Origin of the sequence: Burkholderia ubonensis, assembly GCF_902833085.1 — a bacterium.
Taxonomy (GTDB): domain Bacteria; phylum Pseudomonadota; class Gammaproteobacteria; order Burkholderiales; family Burkholderiaceae; genus Burkholderia; species Burkholderia ubonensis.
The window spans coordinates 30,567-44,842 of record NZ_CADFEB010000010.1 but is presented as its reverse complement, the minus strand read 5'-3'; the positions used below and the strand labels follow the sequence as shown (position 1 = coordinate 44,842).

The window sequence follows — 14,276 nt, the reverse complement described above, 5'->3', positions numbered from 1 at the left end:
CTTCGTTGGCCCGGTAGCTCAGTTGGTAGAGCAGCGGATTGAAAATCCGCGTGTCGATGGTTCGATTCCGTCCCAGGCCACCAGCATTTCGAACCCCAAGAATCGCCAGATTCTTGGGGTTTTTCGTTTGTGGTGGCGCGCGCCGCCCGGCGGCTTTCGCGGCGACGTGATAAAATCCGTGCCCGCTCAATGACTTAGCGCGTCGTTTCGCGAGCATCGCGAAGCGCGCGGTCCGGCATCGCGCCGCTGTGAGGCGCCGCTGTCGCGCGATGGGCGGCATAAGCGTCCCGTCGTCTTTGAAGCAGGCGGCCCCGCCTATACTGGTCGAGCCGGCGCAGCCGGCACGCGTCGGGCCGCTCTCGCGACAGCCGGTCGCTCGGTCGCGACGCGAGCCTACACATTCACGGAGTATCACGGTGATTCGGACAGACGCTAAAGACGGCGCGCTCGTGTTGTTTTCCGGCGGGCAGGACTCGGCCACGTGCGTGGCGTGGGCCCTCGAACGCTATCAGACGGTCGAGACCCTCGGCTTCGACTACGGTCAGCGCCATCGCGTCGAGCTGGAGTGCCGCGAAGGCGTGCGCGACGCGCTGAAGCACCAGTTTCCCGCATGGGCGGGCCGGCTCGGCGACGATCACATGATCGACCTGTCGGTGCTGGGCGCGATCAGCGACACCGCGATGACGCGCGCGATCGAGATCGAGACGTCGGCGAACGGCCTGCCGAACACGTTCGTGCCGGGCCGCAACCTGCTGTTCATGACGATCGCCGCGGCGATCGCCTACCGCCGCGGGCTGCGCGTGCTGGTCGGCGGGATGTGCGAGACCGACTTCTCCGGCTATCCGGACTGCCGCGACGACACGATGAAGGCGCTGCAGGTCGCGCTGAACCTCGGCATGGACACGCGCATCGTGCTCGAGACGCCGCTGATGTGGCTCGACAAGGCGCAGACCTGGCAGCTCGCCGAGCAGCTCGGCGGCCAGGCGCTCGTCGAGCTGATCCGCGTCGAGACGCATACGTGCTACGTCGGCGAACGGGCGGAGCTGCACGACTGGGGCTTCGGCTGCGGCGAATGCCCGGCGTGCAAGCTGCGCAAGCGCGGCTACGAGGCCTACCTGAAGGGCGAGCGCGTGACCGAAGCGCCGCTGTGACGCCCGTGCGCCGGCGGCGCACAATGATGAACTGATCGAGAACGAGCGGCGCGAGCCGGATCCAGGACGATGACTTACGCGGTCAAGGAAATTTTCTACACGTTGCAGGGCGAAGGCGCGAACGCAGGCCGTCCGGCCGTGTTCTGCCGGTTCGCCGGCTGCAATCTGTGGTCGGGCCGCGAGGAAGACCGTGCGGAGGCGGCGTGCCGCTTCTGCGACACCGATTTCGTCGGCACCGACGGCGAGAACGGCGGCAAGTTCAAGGACGCGGCGGCGCTCGCCGCGCAGGTCGCGAGCCTGTGGCCGGACGGCGAGGCACACCGCTTCGTCGTCTGCACGGGCGGCGAGCCGATGCTGCAGCTCGACCAGCCGCTCGTCGACGCGCTGCATGCGGCAGGCTTCGAGATCGCGATCGAGACCAACGGCTCGCTGCCGGTGCTCGAATCGATCGACTGGATCTGCGTGAGCCCGAAGGCCGACGCGCCGCTCGTCGTCACGAAGGGCAACGAGCTGAAGGTCGTGATCCCGCAGGACAACCAGCGGCTCGCCGACTATGCGAAGCTCGACTTCGACTATTTCCTCGTGCAACCGATGGACGGCCCGTCGCGCGACCTCAACACGAAGCTCGCGATCGACTGGTGCAAGCGCCATCCGCAGTGGCGCCTGTCGATGCAGACCCACAAATATCTGAACATTCCCTGATTCACCGGCTTTTGACATCGTGCTGATTACCCGAAAACTCGAATTCGACGCGGGACACCGCATTCCCGATCACCGCAGCCAGTGCAGGAACCTGCACGGCCATCGCTACGTGCTCGAAATCACGTTGCGCGGCGATCTCGTCGATACCGAGGGCGCGCCCGACCGCGGCATGGTGATGGATTTTGCCGACGTGAAGGCGCTCGCGATGGAGCACCTGGTCAGCAAGTGGGATCACGCGTTTCTCGTCTACGCGCGCGACGAGGTCGTGCGCTCGTTCCTCGAGCAGATGGCCGATCACAAGACCGTCGTGATCGACCGGATTCCGACCGTCGAGAACCTCGCGGCGATCGCGTTCGACATCCTCGCGAACGTCTACGACGCGCATTACGGGATCAACCTGCGCCTCGAGCGCGTGCGCCTGTACGAAACGCCGAACTGCTGGGCCGACGTCGAGCGCGAGCCCGGCCGCTGAGCTTCCCGGCGCGGCAGCTCCGCCCGGTCGACGCGGACTGCCGCCGCGGTCCATGGCGGTAATCCCTTAGCCGTTCCGCCCCTTCCCACATTCCGCCGCGTGCCGCGCTATGATCGTTGCGTGGCGTCGCAAAACGCGTCGGCGTTTCTGCGCCGGCGCCGCCGCTGAACGGTTCCGCCGGCGCAGCCCGGCGCGTCGCGCCCCGTCCCGCCCGTTGCTTGTCCCTTTCGAATGCCCGTCCGTCTGGAGGCCGTTTCGATGAGCACGCTGACCAATTCCCTCAAACAACGTCTGCACGACGGCGACGATCCGCTGTACGGCCTGTGGCTGACGCTCGCGAGCGACGCCGCCGCCGAGGCGCTCGCTCACGCCGGCTACGACTGGCTCTGCATCGACATGGAGCATGCGCCGAACGACAGCGACGACGTCGCGTCGCAGCTGCGGGCGCTGGCCGCCGCCCATCTGCCGAGCGAGCCGGTCGTGCGCGTGCCGGCGCGGGAGCCGTGGCTCGTCAAGCGCGCGCTCGATGCGGGCGCGCGCACGCTGATGTTTCCGAACATCGAAACCGTGGACGACGCCGCGCACGCGGTGCGGCTCACCCGCTACCCGTCGCCGGAATCGCCGGACGGGCTGCGCGGCGTGGCGGGCATGGTGCGCGCGGCGGCGTTCGGGATGCGGCGCGATTACCTGCAGACGGCGAACGCGCAGGTCGCGGTGATGGTGCAGATCGAATCGGCGCGCGGCGTCGACGAAGTCGAGCGGATCGCCGCGATACCGGGCATCGACTGCCTGTTCATCGGTCCCGCCGATCTCGCGGCGAGCCTCGGGCATCTCGGCGACATCCGGCATCCGGCCGTCGAGGCCGCGATGGCGCGCGTGCTCGCGGCGGGGCGGCAAGCTGGCGTCGCGGTCGGCATCTACGCGGCCGATACGGCCGCGGCGCGGCAATACCGCGACGCCGGCTACCGGGTCATTTCGCTGTCCGCCGACGTCAGCTGGCTGCTGCGCGCGACGCGGCAGGCATTGCAGGAGGTGCGGTCATGAACGCGAGTGCCGGCGCGTGTCGCCGCAACTGCGCGCGCGCGTTGCGGGCGGGCGGCGCGGCGCTCGGCCTGTGGGCCGTCTGCGGCGCTGCGTTCGCGCAGGGCGCGCGAGCGCAGCCGGAGCCGGCGCGCGAGACGGAGTCCGCGATCGCCGATTACAACGCGGGCAATTTCCGGGCGGCGCTCGTGCAGTTTCACGATGCGGCCGAGCGGGGCAACCGTCTCGCGCAGTTCAATTACGCGATGATGCTGATCACGGGCGAGGGCGTGACGGCGAACGTCGACGAGGGGCTGCGCTGGCTGAGGCGCGCGGCCGACGCGAACATGTCGCACGCGCAGTACGTGTACGGCCGGATGCTGGATGACGGCGATTTCGTCGCGCGCAATCCGGCCGAGGCGCATCGCTGGTTCCTGAAGGCGGCGAAGCAGGGCCACGTGCAGGCCGCGCTGTCGCTCGCGAACCAGTTCCTCGACGGACGCGGCACGCCGCGCGACAACCGTCAGGCGTTCGTCTGGTACAAGCAGGCCGCCGATGCGGGTGATCCGACCGCGCAATACGTGACCGCGTCGTTCTACGAGCGCGGCGGCGACGGCGTCGAGCAGAACCTGAACATCGCACGCGCGTACTACGCGGCGGCCGCCGCGCAGGGCGACGAGACTGCGGGACTCAAATTCAAGGAACTCAGCCAACGCGTGAAGGCGCAGGGCCCGGCGAGCGGCGGCGGCGCCGGCGCCGGCGCGGCGCCGCCGCAATGACGAAGCGGCGCATGATGCGCCGCCGCAATGACAAAGCGGCGCATGTTGCGCCGCTTCGAGTTGATTTTCCGCGCGGGTCAGGTCTTCATCAGCCGCCTTTGCCGGCCGACGCTCATGATCATCCCGATCGCGATGCCGAGCGTCGTGAGCGCGGTGCCGCCGTAGCTCATGAACGGCAGCGGCACGCCGACGACGGGCAGCACGCCGCTCACCATCCCGATATTGACGAACGCATAGACGAAGAACGCCAGCGTGAGCGACCCGGCGAGCAGCCGGCCGAACTGCGTCGCGCCCTGCGCGGCGATGTACAGCCCGCGCGCGATCAGCGCCATGTACAGCGTGAGCAGCACGAGGCCGCCGGCGAGGCCCCATTCCTCGGAGAACACCGCGAAGATGAAGTCGGTGTGCTTTTCGGGAATGAATTCGAGGTGCGCCTGGGTGCCCTTCAGGTAGCCCTTGCCGAGCGCGCCGCCCGAGCCGATCGCGATCACCGCCTGGATCGTGTGGAAGCCCTTGCCGAGCGGGTCGGACGTCGGGTCGAGCAGCGTGCAGACGCGGTGCTTCTGGTAGTCGTGCATCAGCGGCCACTGCACTTCCGGCTGGCAGATCCGCTCCTCGAATACCGCGATCGAGCCGACCGCGATCACGCCGGCAATCAGCACCGGCACGATCAGCTTGAACGACAGGCCCGCGAGATAGATCACGAAGAAGCCCGCCGCGAACACGAGCAGGCCGGTGCCGAGGTCCGGCTGCTTCGCGATCAGCCCGACCGGCACCAGCAGGATGCCGAACGCGGCGATGAAGTCGTACCAGCGCACGCCGCCTTCGCGGCGCTGGTAGTACCACGCGAGCATCAGCGGCGTCGCGATCTTCAGGATCTCGGACGGCTGGATCACGACGCCGACGTTCAGCCAGCGCTTCGCGCCCTTCTTGGTCATCCCGAACAGCGCGACGGCGATCAATAGCGCGACGCCGAACGAATACAGCGGCACTGCGAAGCGCATCAGCGTCGTCGGCGGGATGTTGGCGATCACCCACATCAGCACGAACGTCAGCAGGATGTTGCGCAGTTGGTCCTCGACCCGGCCCGGCATGTCGATGCTCGCGCTGTACAGCGTGACGATGCCGACGCACAGCAGCAGGAACACGATGAGGGCGAGCGGGCGGTCGAAGCCCGCGAACATCTGCTTGATCTTGTCGAGCCAGGCGCGCTTGTCGAATTGCATGCCTTTCTCCGTCAATGAGCGGTGCCCGCGTCCGCCGCCTTCGCGGGGGGCGCTGCACGGTTGTCGTTGCGTGGCGCGGCGGCGAGCGGCTGCGCTTCGCCGGCCGGCTTGTGCGGCCGATGCGGCATGCGCCGGAACGGCGGCATGCTCGCGGCGGCCGGCGCCGCGGCGCTTGCCGTGACGGGCGCGGAAAGCTCGGCGGCGTTCGCGCCCGATGCGGGATTCGCGCCCGGCGCCGATGCGCCCGACGCCGCTTCCGCCGCGCTGGCCGCGCCCGGCACGACCGGCTGCGGCAGCATCTTGAAGCCGGCCGCGACGGTGACGGCCTTCGACGCGTCGCCGATCACCGGCGCGTTGATCGGCTCGGTCGCCGAGGCCGCGGCGGCCACCGCGGCCGCCTCGTTTTCCGGTTTCTGGCGCTCGACGAGGTAGAAGTCGAGCACGCGGCGCGCGATCGGTCCTGCGGACTGCGCGCCCCAGCCGCCGTTCTCGACGATCAGCGCGAGCGCGATCTGCGGATGGTCGACCGGCGCGTACGCGATGAACAGCGCGTGATCGCGCAGGTGCTCGGCGAGCAGGTGGCCCTTGTAGTTGCCGCCCTGCAGCGAGAACACCTGCGCGGTGCCGGTCTTGCCGGCCGCGAGGTACGGCGCGCCGCGGAACACCTTGTACGCGGTGCCGGACGGGTTCTCGATCACGTTCTCCATCCCGCGCTTCACGACCTCGATGTCCGACTGCTTGAGCGGGATCGTGTCGCTTTCCTTCGGCACGGTCAGGTGGCGCCCGCGCGAGATCGGATCCTCGACTTCCTTCACGAGGTGCGGCTTCATCACGACGCCGTCGTTGGCGAGCGTCGCGGTCGCGTGCGCGAGCTGCAGGATCGTGAACGAGTTGTAGCCCTGGCCGATCCCGAGGCTGATCGTCTCGCCGTCGAACCACTTCTGCTGCGCGGCCTTCTTGAAGGTCTTGCGCTTCCAGTCCGGCGACGGCAGGATCCCGCGCGCCTCGCCCTGGATGTCGATGCCGGTGATCTGGCCGAAGCCGAACGGCTTCATGAAGTTCGCGATCGCGTTCACGCCGAGGTCGCGGGCGAGCATGTAGAAGTAGGTGTCGTTCGACACCATGATCGCCTTGTTCATGTCGACGAAGCCCTGGCCCGAGCGCACGTCGTTGCGGAACGTATGGCCGCCGAACGTGAAGTAGCCGGGATCCTGGATGCCCCAGCTCGGCGTGCGCTTGCCGAGCGTAAGGCCCGCGAGCGCCATGAACGGCTTGTACGTCGAGCCCGGCGGGTAGGTGCCGTGCAGCGGGCGGTTCAGGAGCGGCTTGTCGGGCGAGTTGTTCAGCTCGTCCCAGGTCTGCTGGTCGATGCCGTCGACGAACGAGTTCGGGTCGAAGCTCGGCGACGACACGAACGCGAGCACGTCGCCCGTCTTCGGCTCGATCGCGACGAGCGCGCCGCGCTTGCCGGCGAACGCCTGCTCGGCGACCTGCTGCAGCCCGATGTCGAGCGACAGCACGAGGTTGTTGCCGGGCGTCGCCTGCGTGCGCGACAGCGTGCGCACCGGCCGGCCGCCCGCCGTCACCTCGACTTCCTCGAAGCCGGTCAGGCCGTGCAGCTCGGTCTCGTAGCTCTGCTCGACGCCGATCTTGCCGACGTAGTCGGTGCCCTTGTAGTTGTTCGCGTCGCGGCGCGGATCGTAGTGCTCCGGGTCGCTGTCGTTGTCGTCGCTCATCGCGTCGATCCGGTCCTGGTCGCGCTTCGAGATGCGGCCGATGTAGCCGATCACGTGCGCGGCCGTCGTGCCGAGCGGGTACTGGCGGAACAGCCGCGCGCGCACGTCGACGCCGGGGAAGAGGAAGCGCTGCGCGGTGAAGCGCGCGACTTCGTCGTCGGTGAGCCGGGTGCGGATCGGCAGGCTTTCGAAGTTCTTCGAGTCTTCCTGCAGCTTCTTGAAGCGGCGGCGGTCGCGCGCGTCGATCTGGACGATCGTCGCGAGCTTGTCGATCGTGTTCTCGAGCGTGTCGGTGAGCTTCGACGGCGTGATTTCGAGCGTGTATGCGGAGTAGTTCTTCGCGAGCACGACGCCGTTGCGGTCGGTGATGATGCCGCGGTTCGGCACGATCGGCGCCACCGAGATGCGGTTTTCCTCGGCCTGCAGCGCGTACTTGCCGTGCTGCCAGAGCTGCAGGTAGAAGAAGCGGCTCGCGAGCAGCCCGAAGCAGACGAACACGAACACGCCCGCCGCCGCGACGCGCAGGCGGAACCTCGAGAGCTGCTGTTGGGTGTCGTTGAATTCGGTCATGCGGTTACGGTCGAGCGGACCCCGGCGCGGCGGGTGGAGGGGCGGCGGGTGTTCAAGGCAGGTCCTGGCGGCGCGGGCGCGCTCAGATGGGGCGCGTGTCGTCCGGATCGACCGGGCGGCGTTGCGGCATCAGCAGCAGATGGCTCGCGATCGGCCACAGCGCGGCCTCGACGAAGCCGTCGACCAGGTAGCGCCAGCCCGGGAACGCGGCGCCCATCAGCAGGCGGATCACGAACGGCACGAGCTGCGCGACGACGAGGAGCGGCGTGACGTACAGCACCTGCACGCCGATCGGCATCCACAGCACGCGGCGGTGAAGCGTGATCGCGCCGTACGACAGCAGCGTGTAGGCGAGCGCATGCTCGCCGAGCAGGCCCGCTTCGTGCACGTCCATCAGGATGCCGAGCGCGAATGCGACGCCCATCCCGACCTTGCGCGGCTGGTGGATGTTCCAGAACAGCAGCACGAGCGCGACGAAGTCGGGCACGCCGGGCAGGTGGCCCCACGGCATCAGGTTCAGCAGGAACGCGGCGGCGAGGCTGAAGACGATGAAGTACGGGTTGACCGGCTGCAGGATGTATTGCGGGCGATTCATCGCTGGGCTCCTGATTGCCCGGCGGCGGGCTTCGCGGGCGCGGCGGGCTTGGCCGTTGCGGCAGGGGCCGCAGGGGCCGCAGGGGCGGCGGGCGCAGCCGGCGCGGGCGTCGCGCCGGGCTGGGCTGCGGCGCCGGCCGCCGGCTTCGCGCCCGCGTCGGCCGCCTTGTCGCCTTTGTCACCCTTTTCGCCCTTGGCGGCGCCCTTCGCGCCCTTCTTGCCGCCCTTCGCGTTCTTGTCGGCCGACTCCGGCTCGGCCGGGCGCGGCGGAATGGCGTTCTGGTAGTGCAGCACCAGCATCTGGCGCGCGCCGCGCACGGCCGCGACCGGCGCGCAGGTCACGCGCGCGAACGCGGTGTCGGCGAGCTTGTCGACGCGCATGACTTTCGCGACCGGCAGGCCGGGCGGATAGACGCCGTCGAGGCCGCTCGTGACGAGCTCGTCGCCGGCGACGACGTCGGCGCTCGTCGGCACGAAGCGCAGGTCGAGCGAATCGCCGCGCGGGGTGCCGTAGATCACGCTGCGCAGGCCGGTGCGCAGCACCTGGACCGGAATCGCGAGATCGCGGTCGGTGATCAGCGTGACTTCGGCCTGCAGCGGGAACACGCGGGTGACCTGGCCGACCACGCCGTCCTCGCTGACGACGGGCGCGCCGCCCTGGATGCCTTGCTGCATGCCCTGCCCGATCACGATCTTCTGCGTGAACGGGTCGGCGGTGTCGTACTGGATCTCGACGGGCGTCGACTGCGTCGCGATGTGCTGGCGCAGCTCGAGCACCGCGCGCAGATGCGCGTTTTCCTGCGTGAGCACGGCGGCCTGGTTGGCCTGCGTCGACAGCTGCAGGTTGCGGGCGCGCAACTGATCGTTCTCGTGGCGCAGCGTGGCGCCGGTGGTCGCGATTTCGGCCGCGCCCATGAACAGGTCGCGCGGCACGAGCGCCACGCGCTGCAGCGGATACAGCACGGTGCCGAGCACCCCGCGGACGATTTCGAGCGTGTTGAAGCGCGCGTCCGACACGAGGAGCGCGATGGCGACCGTGACGAAGAAAATGAGCCGCGCGAGGGCGGGCGGACCTTGCTTGAAGAGGGGCGGCGGACTGTATTCCATGGTCGGCGCCGGGCGCGAATGATCGGTTAAATGATGCTCAGACGCGCAAACGGCGCGGCGGTTCGTTCTGAACGAGCGAGCCGGCCACGCCGCGGGTGCGTCATATCAAACTGGACTGCTTAGACGATCACTCGTACGAGAAGATGCTGCCCAGCTTGTCCATGCGCTCGAGCGCCATGCCCGAGCCGCGCACCACGCAGGTGAGCGGATCTTCGGCGACGAGCACCGGCAGGCCGGTCTCTTCCGCGAGCAGGCGGTCGAGGTCGCGCAGCAGCGCGCCGCCGCCCGTCAGCATCATCCCGCGTTCGGCGATGTCCGCGCCGAGTTCCGGCGGGGTCTGCTCGAGCGCGATCTTCACCGACGACACGATCTGGTTCAGCGGATCGGTGAGCGCCTCGAGGATTTCGTTGCTGGAGATCGTGAAGCTGCGCGGGATGCCTTCCGACAGATTGCGGCCCTTCACTTCCATTTCCTTGACTTCGGAGCCCGGGAACGCGGAGCCGATTTCCTTCTTGATCGCCTCGGCCGTCTGTTCGCCGATCAGCATCCCGTAGTTGCGGCGGATGTAGTTGACGATCGCCTCGTCGAACTTGTCGCCGCCGACGCGCACCGAGCCCTTGTAGACGATGCCGCCGAGCGAGATCACGCCGACTTCGGTCGTGCCGCCGCCGATGTCGACGACCATCGAGCCCGTCGCTTCCGACACCGGCAGGCCGGCGCCGATCGCGGCCGCCATCGGCTCCTCGATCAGGTAGACCTGCGACGCGCCGGCGCCGTGGGCCGCTTCCTTGATCGCGCGGCGCTCGACCTGGGTCGAGCCGCACGGCACGCAGATGATGATGCGCGGCGACGGCGAGAACATGCGCGACTCGTGGGCCGTCTTGATGAACTGCTTGATCATCTGCTCGGTGACGGTGAAGTCGGCGATCACGCCGTCCTTCATCGGGCGGATCGCCTCGATGTTGCCCGGCACCTTGCCGAGCATCTGCTTGGCTTCCTTGCCGACCGCCTGGATCGTCTTCTTGCCGTTGGGGCCGCCTTCCTGGCGGATCGACACGACGGACGGCTCATCGAGCACGATGCCCTTGCCGCGCATGTAGATCAGGGTGTTTGCGGTACCGAGGTCGATCGCCAGATCGTTGGAGAAGTAGCTGCGCAAAAAACCGAACATTCAGAATCCTGTTTCGCTCTGCGCCGGCCCTGCATAGCGAGCGCTGAGGGCGGCAGCGGAAAAAATAACAGCCTCGGATCGTGGCGGAAGCGGCCGCCGCGGCGCTCGAAGCTGCGAATGAAATTTACCGGGAGCCGCTCGAAGCCCGCACGGCTTGCCGACAAGGGGCTCAGCGGTACGGGAAAAGGCTGCCGGGTTTGGGTCGAACGCGTAATGATACCTTATAATTTCGCCGTATTTGAATCGAAACGGACGGTATTTTTCCCGCTTCGTACCCGATTTTTGAGGGTGGGATCGCACCCTCCAACCCACGCCGCAGCGCCGCTTTTCGCGCGCTGCGCCGCCCTGTTTTCCGGTGATTGCATGGCTCTGACCCTGACCGACGTGAAACGCATCGCGCACCTTGCGCGCCTCGAAATGGCCGACGCCGACGCCGAGCATACGCTCGGCCAGCTCAATGAATTCTTCGGCCTCGTCGAGCAGATGCAGGCGGTCGACACCGCCGGCATCGCGCCGCTCGCCCATCCGATCGAACAGATCCAGGAAGTCGCGCAGCGCCTGCGCGACGACGCCGTCACGGAAACTGTGAACCGCGACGACAACCAGCGTCCGGCGCCGGCCGTGCAGGACGGCCTGTATCTCGTGCCGAAGGTGATCGAGTAAGCGTTCGATGACAAGCGTGCGCGCCGCTTCACGCCGCACGCGCCCCAGAATTCCCAGGAAAACCACTCAATGCACGCAAAAAGCCTGACCGAACTGCGCGCCGCGCTCGCCGCCAAGGAATGCTCGGCCGTCGAGCTGGCGCAGCACTATCTGAAACGGATCGACGCCGCGCAGGACCTGAACGCGTTCGTCCACGTCGACGCCGACCTCACGCTCGCGCAGGCGAAGGCCGCCGACGCCGAGCTCGCGCGCGGCGCGGCCGGCCCGCTCGCCGGCCTGCCGATCGCGCACAAGGACGTGTTCGTCACGCGCGGCTGGCGCTCGACCGCCGGCTCGAAGATGCTCGCGAACTACGCGAGCCCGTTCGACGCGACCGTCGTCGCCCGCCTGTCGGCGGCCGGCATGGTCACGCTCGGCAAGACCAACATGGACGAGTTCGCGATGGGCTCGTCGAACGAGAATTCCGCGTTCGGCCCGGTGAAGAACCCGTGGGACACCAACGCGGTGCCGGGCGGCAGCTCGGGCGGCAGCTCGGCCGCCGTCGCCGCGCGCCTCGCGCCGGCCGCGACCGGCACCGACACCGGCGGCTCGATCCGCCAGCCGGCGTCGTTCGCCGGCGTGACCGGCATCAAGCCGACCTACGGCCGCGTGTCGCGCTACGGGATGATCGCGTTCGCGTCGTCGCTCGACCAGGGCGGCCCGATGGCGCAGAGCGCCGCCGACTGCGCGCTGCTGCTCAATGCGATGGCGGGCTTCGACGAGCGCGACTCGACGAGCCTCGAGCGCGCCGACGAGGATTTCACGCGCCACCTCGGCCAGCCGTGGGCGCCGGGCAACGACGCGGGCAAGCCGCTCGCGGGCCTGCGCATCGGCCTGCCGAACGAATACTTCGGCGACGGCCTCGCCGCCGACGTGCGCGCGACGGTCGACGCGGCGCTCAACGCTTATGAAGCGCTCGGTGCGACGCTCGTGCCGGTGTCGCTGCCGAAGACCGAGCTGTCGATCCCCGTTTACTACGTGATCGCGCCGGCCGAGGCGTCGTCGAACCTGTCGCGCTTCGACGGCGTGCGCTACGGCCACCGCGCCGCCGAATACGGCGACCTGCTCGACATGTACAAGAAGTCGCGCGCCGAGGGTTTCGGCCCGGAAGTGAAGCGCCGTATCCTGATCGGCACCTACGTGCTGTCGCACGGCTACTACGACGCGTACTACCTGCAGGCGCAGAAGATCCGCCGCATCATCGCGCAGGATTTCCAGGAAGCGTTCAAGTCCTGCGACGTGATCATGGGCCCGGCATCGCCGACGGTCGCCTGGGACATCGGCGCGAAGGGCGACGATCCGGTGCAGATGTATCTCGCGGATATCTATACGCTGTCGGTGAGCCTCGCGGGCCTGCCCGGCATGAGCGTGCCGTGCGGTTTCGGCGCGGGCGCGAATGAGAAGCGCCCGGTCGGCCTGCAGATCATCGGCAACTATTTCAACGAAGCCCGGATGCTGCAGGTCGCCGACGCGTTCCAGCGCGCGACCGACTGGCACAAGCAAGTTCCGGCGGGGGTGTAAGCAATGACTCAGTGGGAAGTCGTCATCGGTCTCGAGACGCATGCGCAGCTGTCGACCGTCTCGAAGATTTTCTCCGGCGCGCCGACGCAGTTCGGCGCGGAACCGAACACGCAGGCCTGCCCGGTCGACCTGGCGCTGCCGGGCGTGCTGCCGGTGCTGAACCGCGGCGCGGTCGAGCGGGCGATCCGCTTCGGCCTCGCGATCGGCTCGACCATCGCGCCGCGCAGCATCTTCGCGCGCAAGAACTACTTCTACCCGGATCTGCCGAAGGGCTATCAGATCAGCCAGTACGAGATTCCGGTCGTGCAGGGCGGCCAGATCACGATCCAGGTGCCCGCCAACGAAAAGGCCGGCAAGGAAGCGTATTCGAAGACCGTCAACCTGACCCGCGCGCATCTGGAAGAAGATGCGGGCAAGTCGCTGCATGAAGACTTCGCGGGGATGACGGGCATCGACCTGAACCGCGCGGGCACGCCGCTGCTCGAGATCGTCACCGAGCCGGAAATGCGCAGCGCGGCCGAGGCGGTCGCCTACGCGAAGGCGCTGCACGGGCTCGTCGTGTGGCTCGGCATCTGCGACGGCAACATGCAGGAAGGCTCGTTCCGCTGCGACGCGAACGTGTCGGTGCGCCCGGTCGGCCAGGAGAAATTCGGCACGCGCGCCGAGATCAAGAACCTGAACTCGTTCCGCTTCCTCGAGGAGGCGATCAACTATGAAGTGCGCCGCCAGATCGAGCTGATCGAGGACGGCGGCGAAGTCGTGCAGGAAACCCGCCTGTACGACCCGGACAAGCGCGAGACGCGCTCGATGCGCAGCAAGGAAGACGCGCACGACTACCGCTACTTCCCCGATCCGGACCTGATGCCGCTCGTGATCGGCGCGGACTGGGTCGAGCGCGTGAAGGCCGGCATGCCCGAGCTGCCGGCCGCGATGCAGCAGCGTTTCGTCGAGCAGTACGGCGTGTCCGCCTATGACGCGGGCGTGCTGACGTCGAGCAAGGCGATGGCCGCGTACTTCGAGGCGGTGGTCGCGAAGGCGGGTGCGGCGAACGCGAAGATCGCCGCGAACTGGCTGATGGGCGACGTGTCGTCGCAGCTGAACCGTGACGGCATCGAGATCGACGGGATTCCGGTATCGGCCGCGCAGCTCGCGCTCGTGCTGCAGCGGATTGCGGACGGCACGATCTCGAACAAGATCGCGAAGGAAATCTTTGCGATGATCTGGGACGAGAAGGCGACCGACGAAGCCGCCGCCGATCGCATCATCGACGCGAAGGGCCTGAAGCAGATCTCCGACACCGGCGCGCTGGAAGCGATCATCGACGAGGTGCTCGCGGCGAACGCGAAGTCGGTCGAGGAATTCCGCGCCGGCAAGGAAAAGGCGTTCAACGCGCTGATCGGCCAGGCGATGAAGGCGACGAAGGGCAAGGCGAACCCGCAGCAGGTCAACGAGCTGCTGAAGAAGAAGCTCGGGTAAGCGGCGCACGCGCCTGAATCGCGCTTGACCACGGGCCGCCGCCGAACCT

General features: G+C 68.1%; 13 protein-coding genes and 1 tRNA gene. 9 read left to right on the top strand and 5 right to left on the bottom strand.

Annotated features, from left to right (window positions below; genetic code table 11):
* The first annotated feature begins 7 nt into the window (after positions 1–7).
* The 6 genes from HWX31_RS26465 to HWX31_RS26440 all read left to right on the top strand — a co-directional run bounded on the left by HWX31_RS26465 (position 8) and on the right by HWX31_RS26440 (position 4,124).
* Positions 8–83 (top strand) — tRNA-Phe (locus tag HWX31_RS26465).
* A gap of 333 nt (positions 84–416) precedes the next feature.
* Complete coding sequence (queC, locus tag HWX31_RS26460; RefSeq protein WP_059611953.1) at positions 417–1,151, top strand: 7-cyano-7-deazaguanine synthase QueC; 735 nt, start codon at positions 417–419, stop codon at positions 1,149–1,151.
* A 69-nt stretch (positions 1,152–1,220) separates the two neighbouring features.
* Positions 1,221–1,853 carry a 7-carboxy-7-deazaguanine synthase gene (queE, locus tag HWX31_RS26455; RefSeq protein ID WP_059527159.1) on the top strand — a complete coding sequence of 211 codons (633 nt, stop codon included), beginning with the start codon at positions 1,221–1,223 and terminating at the stop codon, positions 1,851–1,853.
* A 19-nt stretch (positions 1,854–1,872) separates the two neighbouring features.
* Positions 1,873–2,325, top strand: a complete 453-nt coding sequence (gene queD, locus HWX31_RS26450; RefSeq protein ID WP_010090320.1) for a 6-carboxytetrahydropterin synthase QueD — start codon at positions 1,873–1,875, stop codon at positions 2,323–2,325.
* A 258-nt stretch (positions 2,326–2,583) separates the two neighbouring features.
* Entirely contained in the window at positions 2,584–3,369 is a 786-nt protein-coding gene (locus HWX31_RS26445) for an HpcH/HpaI aldolase family protein (protein ID WP_174961911.1), read from the top strand.
* Complete coding sequence (locus tag HWX31_RS26440) at positions 3,366–4,124, top strand: tetratricopeptide repeat protein (protein WP_174961914.1); 759 nt, start codon at positions 3,366–3,368, stop codon at positions 4,122–4,124. Before HWX31_RS26445 ends, HWX31_RS26440 begins: the two co-directional genes overlap by 4 nt.
* Before the next feature lie 77 nt (positions 4,125–4,201).
* Here the strand turns inward: HWX31_RS26440 and rodA are convergent, their stop codons facing one another.
* The 5 genes from rodA to HWX31_RS26415 form a co-directional block, all read right to left on the bottom strand.
* Entirely contained in the window at positions 4,202–5,350 is a 1,149-nt protein-coding gene (gene rodA, locus HWX31_RS26435; protein ID WP_042586583.1) for a rod shape-determining protein RodA, read from the bottom strand.
* A gap of 11 nt (positions 5,351–5,361) precedes the next feature.
* Positions 5,362–7,656, bottom strand: coding sequence for a penicillin-binding protein 2 (gene mrdA, locus HWX31_RS26430; RefSeq protein ID WP_059611946.1), 2,295 nt, complete (start codon positions 7,654–7,656; stop codon positions 5,362–5,364).
* Between the two features lie 82 nt (positions 7,657–7,738).
* Positions 7,739–8,251 (bottom strand): rod shape-determining protein MreD, encoded by a 513-nt coding sequence (gene mreD / locus HWX31_RS26425; RefSeq protein ID WP_042586581.1) that lies wholly within the window; start codon positions 8,249–8,251, stop codon positions 7,739–7,741.
* Positions 8,248–9,357: a rod shape-determining protein MreC gene (gene mreC, locus HWX31_RS26420; protein ID WP_174961917.1), complete on the bottom strand. Its 1,110-nt coding sequence runs from the start codon at positions 9,355–9,357 to the stop codon at positions 8,248–8,250. The genes mreD and mreC overlap by 4 nt, the downstream gene beginning before the upstream one ends.
* Before the next feature lie 127 nt (positions 9,358–9,484).
* Positions 9,485–10,528, bottom strand: coding sequence for a rod shape-determining protein (locus HWX31_RS26415; RefSeq protein WP_004189550.1), 1,044 nt, complete (start codon positions 10,526–10,528; stop codon positions 9,485–9,487).
* A 363-nt stretch (positions 10,529–10,891) separates the two neighbouring features.
* Between HWX31_RS26415 and gatC the strand changes: the two genes are divergently transcribed.
* The 3 genes from gatC (at position 10,892) to gatB (ending at position 14,227) form a co-directional block, all read left to right on the top strand.
* Positions 10,892–11,191, top strand: a complete 300-nt coding sequence (gene gatC, locus HWX31_RS26410; RefSeq protein WP_042586579.1) for an Asp-tRNA(Asn)/Glu-tRNA(Gln) amidotransferase subunit GatC — start codon at positions 10,892–10,894, stop codon at positions 11,189–11,191.
* Between the two features lie 69 nt (positions 11,192–11,260).
* On the top strand, positions 11,261–12,751 hold the full coding sequence (gatA, locus tag HWX31_RS26405) for an Asp-tRNA(Asn)/Glu-tRNA(Gln) amidotransferase subunit GatA (RefSeq protein WP_174961920.1): 1,491 nt from the start codon (positions 11,261–11,263) through the stop codon (positions 12,749–12,751).
* Between the two features lie 3 nt (positions 12,752–12,754).
* The gene (gene gatB, locus HWX31_RS26400; RefSeq protein ID WP_059611940.1) at positions 12,755–14,227 is read left to right on the top strand and encodes an Asp-tRNA(Asn)/Glu-tRNA(Gln) amidotransferase subunit GatB; all 1,473 of its coding nucleotides are present in this window, start codon (positions 12,755–12,757) and stop codon (positions 14,225–14,227) included.
* Positions 14,228–14,276: the final 49 nt, after the last annotated feature.

What these genes read in the sequence shown, in the direction of transcription:
- gatB (WP_059611940.1), top strand. Translation starts at nt 12,755, where the DNA reads ATGACTCAGTGGGAAGTCGTCATCGGTCTCGAGACGCATGCGCAGCTG.
- queE (WP_059527159.1), top strand. Translation starts at nt 1,221, where the DNA reads ATGACTTACGCGGTCAAGGAAATTTTCTACACGTTGCAGGGCGAAGGC.
- HWX31_RS26440 (WP_174961914.1), top strand. Translation starts at nt 3,366, where the DNA reads ATGAACGCGAGTGCCGGCGCGTGTCGCCGCAACTGCGCGCGCGCGTTG.
- gatC (WP_042586579.1), top strand. Translation starts at nt 10,892, where the DNA reads ATGGCTCTGACCCTGACCGACGTGAAACGCATCGCGCACCTTGCGCGC.
- mreD (WP_042586581.1), bottom strand. Translation starts at nt 8,251, where the DNA reads ATGAATCGCCCGCAATACATCCTGCAGCCGGTCAACCCGTACTTCATC.
- mrdA (WP_059611946.1), bottom strand. Translation starts at nt 7,656, where the DNA reads ATGACCGAATTCAACGACACCCAACAGCAGCTCTCGAGGTTCCGCCTG.
- gatA (WP_174961920.1), top strand. Translation starts at nt 11,261, where the DNA reads ATGCACGCAAAAAGCCTGACCGAACTGCGCGCCGCGCTCGCCGCCAAG.
- HWX31_RS26415 (WP_004189550.1), bottom strand. Translation starts at nt 10,528, where the DNA reads ATGTTCGGTTTTTTGCGCAGCTACTTCTCCAACGATCTGGCGATCGAC.
- rodA (WP_042586583.1), bottom strand. Translation starts at nt 5,350, where the DNA reads ATGCAATTCGACAAGCGCGCCTGGCTCGACAAGATCAAGCAGATGTTC.
- HWX31_RS26445 (WP_174961911.1), top strand. Translation starts at nt 2,584, where the DNA reads ATGAGCACGCTGACCAATTCCCTCAAACAACGTCTGCACGACGGCGAC.
- mreC (WP_174961917.1), bottom strand. Translation starts at nt 9,357, where the DNA reads ATGGAATACAGTCCGCCGCCCCTCTTCAAGCAAGGTCCGCCCGCCCTC.